The sequence below is a fragment of the Siphonobacter sp. genome (assembly GCF_048595215.1).
In the GTDB taxonomy this organism is placed as follows: Bacteria; Bacteroidota; Bacteroidia; order Cytophagales; family Spirosomataceae; genus Siphonobacter.
This window is the reverse complement of sequence record NZ_JBMDWJ010000273.1, coordinates 25,148-31,499: the sequence shown is the minus strand read 5'-3', so window position 1 is coordinate 31,499 and position 6,352 is coordinate 25,148. Positions and strand designations below refer to the sequence as shown.

Here is a 6,352-nt window from a genome sequence, read left to right as displayed (position 1 = left end):
AGTGGTTTTAATCGTATTAGCAAAATAATTCCTTACTATTCACGTGACATAAATTTGGTTGAATTAGTCAATTTCTTCCCGTAAAACAGATCTAACCTTTATTTCAAACATTACTGCCACCGTAGTTTTAAATAAAAAACTACGGTGGCAGTAATGTTTAATAAGAGTGGTATAAAATGCTCCCGGACCAATACAAACCATTCCGCGAAAGCTTTGTATTGGTCCGGGAACTGCTTCCAGTTTACTTTAGTTGAGTAGGCAAACCATTAAGAATGATTCAGTCGATATACAAGAGGCATCCGCAGAAGCTCAGTGTATGTTAGGCTGGCAGGCTCTTTTTACACTTTTGTGGAGTCAGCTTTTATGAGTAAATTTACTGGTAGATACAAAAGCGTTTGTGCCGCCCACATAAACATGTCTATAATTACTTCTATACTTCATCGGATTACATGGCCTGTTTTGCGGGTGAATGTTTCTTCTCTACCAATTCCTGTTTCTGAACAAGTACTCAAAGTAATGTTCTTGCAAGCAATGGGCTCGTTTCATAGTTTTTGGATGGTTATGATTCGTGTGTATTCGGGCAAAAGCCTAAATGAATCTACGTCTAACGTATCATGCTGTTTGTTGCCTATCCGGTAGCGTATCATTTACCACACCATTGATTAGACTCAGATGCGGTTGAAATTCTGGATATTGTTGATGTTGGGCGGAGGAATTCTGATTGAAATATTGATTGGTATTAACGGGCACCGTACCATCCGGCGGCTCGTCATTACCAACAATTGGATTACGCATACCCACGTCATTCTGGAAAAAGCTGAGCAAATTGATACGCGTTTAACGCACATTGATAATGACTTACGAGGACATATCCTGAGTGGCAACCCATACTTTCTGGCCGATTTCAACCGGAATGCCCGGGAGCTGATCGATCAGTCCAAAGACCTCAATGACTTCGCTAAAACCGCCGATCAGCAGCGAAGAATCCGGGAATTAAATCAGAAATTAGAGCATAAACTGATGCTGGGTCGGAAGCTCTTTGTTAAGGCCCAGATCGAAAACGGAACGACCCGACTGGATTCTGGTCGTATTTACCTCGATCAGACCTATGAGATCCGTAACCTGCTGGTTCAGATTCAGGAGGATGAACAGACGTCACTGGCCCATCGGGTAGAGGAAAGTGAACGTTCGGCCAATGAGGCTTTGCTCAGCATGATCATTGGTACGTTGGTGGCCGTCGTGATTATTCTCGGAGCGGTTTATCTACTCATTCGACTGCTGCAAAGCCGAACCAGCCTGAATCTGGAGTTACAGGCTAATGAAAAAAGGTTACGCGAAATTCTGGATGCCGTTCCGGCAGCGGTAGCCGTATATGATGAGCAAGGGAAGGTCTATTACACCAATCGGGTAACGCGTACGTTACTGAAACAATACGCATCGTTTCAGTCGTATGACGACCTGTTTAAGAGTTTGCCCGTTTACCAGTTTCCAACGGGTATACCGTATCCGTTCGAAAAAAGACCTTATTGGAAAGCCCGTAGAGGACAAGCCGCTCAGATTGATGATTTGGAGCTACGGATTGGTGATGAGCGTACGTTGTTACTAAGTTCGGCGGTACCCATTTTTGATCTCGAACAGAATCTGCAATACGTAGTTTCCAGTTATGTCGATATTACTGATCGCTTGTTGTCGCACTCTCGCTTGAATGAAGCGAAAGAAATGGCTGAAAAAGCGGCTCTAATGAAGGAGAACTTCCTGGCTAACATGAGCCACGAGATCCGTACGCCGCTCAACTCCATCATCGGCTTTACGAATCTCCTGGAAACCACGCCGCTGACGCCTGAGCAGAACGAGTATCTAAAAGCGGTCAATACGGCTAGCCGTAACCTACTTACCATCGTTAACGACATTTTGGACATTTCGAAAATTGAAGCAGGCATGCTGCAATTCGAGAAAATTCCGTTCAGTATCATTTCGCTGGTACAATCAATCAAGATCATGTTGCAACCGGCTGCCTATGACAAGCAGCTCGAACTCGACGTGCAGCTTGATCATAACCTGCCACCGGTTGTACTGGGAGATCCGACGCGGTTAACGCAAATTCTGCTGAACTTGGCTTCTAATGCTATCAAATTCACGGAAAAAGGTCGCATTGAAATCACGATTCGCTGCAAACAAATTGAAGGTCAGCAAGTGTGGGTAGCGTTAGCGGTGAAAGATTCGGGCATTGGCATCGCCGCAGACGTGCTACCGCATATTTTCGAACGATTCCGTCAGGAAAGCTCATTCACTACGCGGCAATACGGTGGTTCTGGACTGGGACTTAATATTGTCAACTCGCTGGTAGATATGCAGGGCGGTCATATTGAAGTGGAGAGTACACCGGGCCTGGGCTCACTTTTTACCGTTGAAATTCCCTACGAAATTGCCGAACCTACCTCGTTGGAAGATTTTAGTTCCTATCATTCCACATCGTACGAAGATTTGAGGAAAATCTCCGTGTTGGTAGTGGAAGATAACCCCATGAATCAGAAACTGGCAACGGCCGTACTTGGACGCATGGGCTATTCCGCCGAAATCGCCGAGAACGGCTTGAAAGCGTTGAAAAAGCTTCGGGAAAAAAGCTACGATTTGATTCTGATGGACATTCAAATGCCCGAAATGGACGGGTATGAAACGACGCGGCAGATTCGCAACGTGTTGCATATAGAAGTACCGATTGTAGCCATGACGGCTCACGCCCTGGTAGGTGAACGCGAACACTGTCTAAAGGTGGGTATGAATGACTTTATTTCTAAACCCTTTCAAATGAGTGACTTGTACAAAGTGGTTCGCAAGCAATTACAGGTACAAACGCCCGCCTTTATCCCTGCCACTACTGAAATGAACAGCCCAATGAATACGATGAAAATAAACCTGGATTACCTGCACGAAGTAACGGGTGGCGATCATGAATCGATGGCCGATTTATTAGCAGTTTTCCTCGAAGAAACGCCCGTACAATTGAAACGAATGAATGAAGCTCTACAACAGCACGATATTGTTGAGGTAGGAAAAATTGCCCACGCTCTCAAATCGCCCGTACAAATGATTGGAGCGGCGGAAGTAGTACCCGCCTTCATTAAACTACAGGAGCTAGCCGCCCAAAATGGTGATTTATTTACCGTACAAAACATCGTTAAAGACGTTATGCAACGAATGGAAACGCTGCTGCCCATGGTTGAAGAAGCTCGCAAAGAGTTTTTGCCCACTGTGTAATCAGTGCCAAACGTAAAGTTTTCGTAGGAAGGGAAATGAGCTAAGTATGGGGTATGCATCTACTTATTTCTCTGAGGGTAGCAGTACCACTTCGGTATTCTATGCCATCGAATGCGGTACTGTTACCTCGTACGAAGCCTTCAAAACTTGGAAGTGGGCTTCAGAGTCAGCTATGGCCGGGCCAAGCTTGCTATGTTTGAGCAAAAAACTGGCTCGCGTATTCGTAACGGCTTCTTGCTTGCAGAGATAGGTTTGTCGGCTAGCTACAAAACTCCACCTTGGTTCTGATTTTGGACTTTTCATTAGTGAGAACGCAATAGTTTGACTGGTTACGGAAAGATGGGCAGCAGCGGCCTGTACTAGAGCGTCGATACGATTCTTGAGTGAATCGCTTCTTTGATGATGATCCATACTGTTGGCGGAAAAATTCAAAACGTGTACTTCCCTGAACCGGTACAATTCGACAATTAATCCCTAGGTTCGCAGGTATGTTACAAGCGTACATCGTGGATGGATTACGGCTTCCTACGGGAAAAGCCCAGGGCTACTATAAAAACGTACTCCCTGAGCAACTCATGGCGGAGGTATTGCGAGGATTCCAACGTAAATATACCAACCTTGTTTTCGAAGAACTGATCGTTGGAAATGCCCTTGGTACGGGAGGCAATATGGCTCGCTATGCCTTACTGGAAGCCGGTTTCTCACCCGAAATTCCAGCGACTACCCTTGATCTGCAATGTGGAGCAGGCTTACGGGCTCTGGTAGCGGCCGAAGCCCAATTGAAAAGCGGGATAGCTCAAAGTATATTGGCGGGGGGAATGGAAAGTAATAGCCTGGCTCCCCGGCGGCAGTATCAGCCCCGCGATCCCCGGTACATCGATGCTGACAGCTTCTATACGCAGGCCACCTTTGCTCCGGCTTCGTACGGCGAAACCAGCTTGCGACAGGCGGCTCAGATGGTAGCGGAAACGTACGGGCTTTCCAAGGAGGAACTGATGCGTTGGACCGTACGAAGCCATCAGAAAGCGGAGCTAGCCATCGAAATTTTAAAAGAAATTCGACTTCCGTACGGGACTATCACGGAAGATCAGCCGCTACGAAAATCCTTTTCGTACGACAGCTTGGTCCGTACCCAGTCCTCGCAATTAATCGACCATACCAATACCGCTCACCTGCACGACGGGGCCGCGGGTATTTTCCTGGTAAATGATACCTTACGGGCTGAGTATGAGCCTAAATTCAAATTGGTAGCGTCGGCTATGGCCGGGGGCTTACCAACGTTGGCTCCGGCGGGTGTTATCTGGGCAACGGAGAAATTACTGCGACAAACAGGCCTGTCTATTAAGGATATTGATTTGTTTGAAATCAACGAATCCTTTGCGGTTAAACCGCTGGCTTTCCTCAGGCATTGGGGGATTTCTGAAGAAAAAGTAAATATATTTGGCGGAAATTTAGCGTACGGGCATCCCTTCGGGGCTTCCGGGGTAATCAATACTATTCACCTGATGCGGGCCCTGGCCCATACTGGGCAAAGGCTCGGCCTGGTAACGGTCGGCGTCGCGGGTGGTTTGGGTATCGCCCTTTTGATTGAACATCTGAATTCGTGATTCTCCAGAAAATTCTTCATACGGCCGGAAAATTTCCGGATAAGACGGCACTGCAATACGGTCGCCGGAGCTACACGTATGCCGAATTAATCACGGAGATTCAGACGCGGGCCGGAGTCTACCAATTCGGCATTTCGCAAGCAACGGTTATCCTGGCTCAGACCGACGCTCTGGAAAACCTGCTTGATCTGCTGGCGTGCATGGCCTTGAAAAAGGCCGTGTTATTTGCCTCTTCGCAACTGACGAGCGATCAGATCGAGGGTTTGCGACAACGCGAAAACGCCTATTTGTTGCAGCAGGCCTGGACGAAATCTGAAGAAAGTATACGAGCGGAAATTCAGCCGACTACCCTTACCGATCGATTTCTGGGTGTACTCACGTCCGGGACTGAATCAGTTCCCAAAGTAATCTGGAAAGATTACCAGAGCTGGGTAACGGCTTTTCCCCACCAAAGTGACGTATTCGGCATTACAGCGGATGATCGTCTGCTGGTATTGGATGCTCTGAGCTATTCGGCAAACCTCAACAGCGTACTGCACCTGCTCTGGCAGGGCGGAACCATCGTACTGACGTCGTTGAAATCGGCGGGGAGCTGGGTGCAGCAAATGCAGGACGAGCGAATCACGTCGGTGTTCATGGTGCCTTCGCACTACCGTTTGTGGGCACGCTCGGGCGTATCGCTGCCGCTGCTTCGCTCGCTGGTGAGTGCGGGGGAAAAACTGGAAAAGTCGCTGGCGGAAATGCTGCTTCAGGTCAGTCCGCAGGCCCTGCTAACCGAATACTACGGAGCGGCGGAGCTGGGACACATCAGCTACCAGCAAAACGAAGAGATCCTTAAGCACCAGTTTTCTGTAGGGAAGGCTTTTCCTGGCGTGCGTATCCACATCGTTGACCAACGCATCCGGGTCGAAAGTCCGTACGTATCACCCGATTACCGGGGGATCAATACGGTCTTTGACCTAGGGCTGATGGACGACGACCGGCTGGTACTGATGGGCCGGGCTGGACGGATGTTTAACCGCCGCGGATTAAACATCTTTGCTGAAGAAATTGAAAACCGGGCCAAAGAACTCCGATTTGTTCAGGAAGTAGCCGTAGTAGGGCTGCTTCGCGAGGACCTTTCGCACGAAATCTATCTGGTTTTTTCGGCAACGTATCCGGGGCAGAACTCCGTTCCGTATACCCGTCAGCTCAAGGATCACCTCTTGCAGTCCCTTCCCCCGGCTAAACAACCCCGTCGTATCTTCGAATGGCGTAATCTTCCCCGAAAGGATCACGGGAAGATTGATTACCAAGCCATCGTACGCACCCTTGCCGACGAAGATTCTCCCGAAATTCTTGCCGTACCGGCTTAAGTCGGCTACTGTTCCGTTGACTCGATTATGAAGTCCATGGGAAAATTTTCCTTCTTCTTTATTCAAACTCCGTCCGTGAGGTAGGGTTCACCGTAGCTGGTTGCAATCCATCGAATACCACTGTGCGTGCGG

The 6,352-nt window shown here is 48.3% G+C and carries 3 protein-coding genes; all 3 read left to right on the top strand.

The features are described from left to right. Window positions 1–672: 672 nt before the first annotated feature. Complete coding sequence (locus ACOJTG_RS17085; RefSeq protein WP_420154941.1) at window positions 673–3,258, top strand: response regulator; 2,586 nt, start codon at window positions 673–675, stop codon at window positions 3,256–3,258. Window positions 3,259–3,746: 488 nt separating this feature from the next. Then, entirely contained in the window at window positions 3,747–4,865 is a 1,119-nt protein-coding gene (locus tag ACOJTG_RS17080) for a thiolase family protein (protein ID WP_420154940.1), read from the top strand. After that, entirely contained in the window at window positions 4,862–6,220 is a 1,359-nt protein-coding gene (locus ACOJTG_RS17075; protein ID WP_420154939.1) for an AMP-binding protein, read from the top strand. Before ACOJTG_RS17080 ends, ACOJTG_RS17075 begins: the two co-directional genes overlap by 4 nt. The last annotated feature ends 132 nt before the right edge of the window (window positions 6,221–6,352 follow it).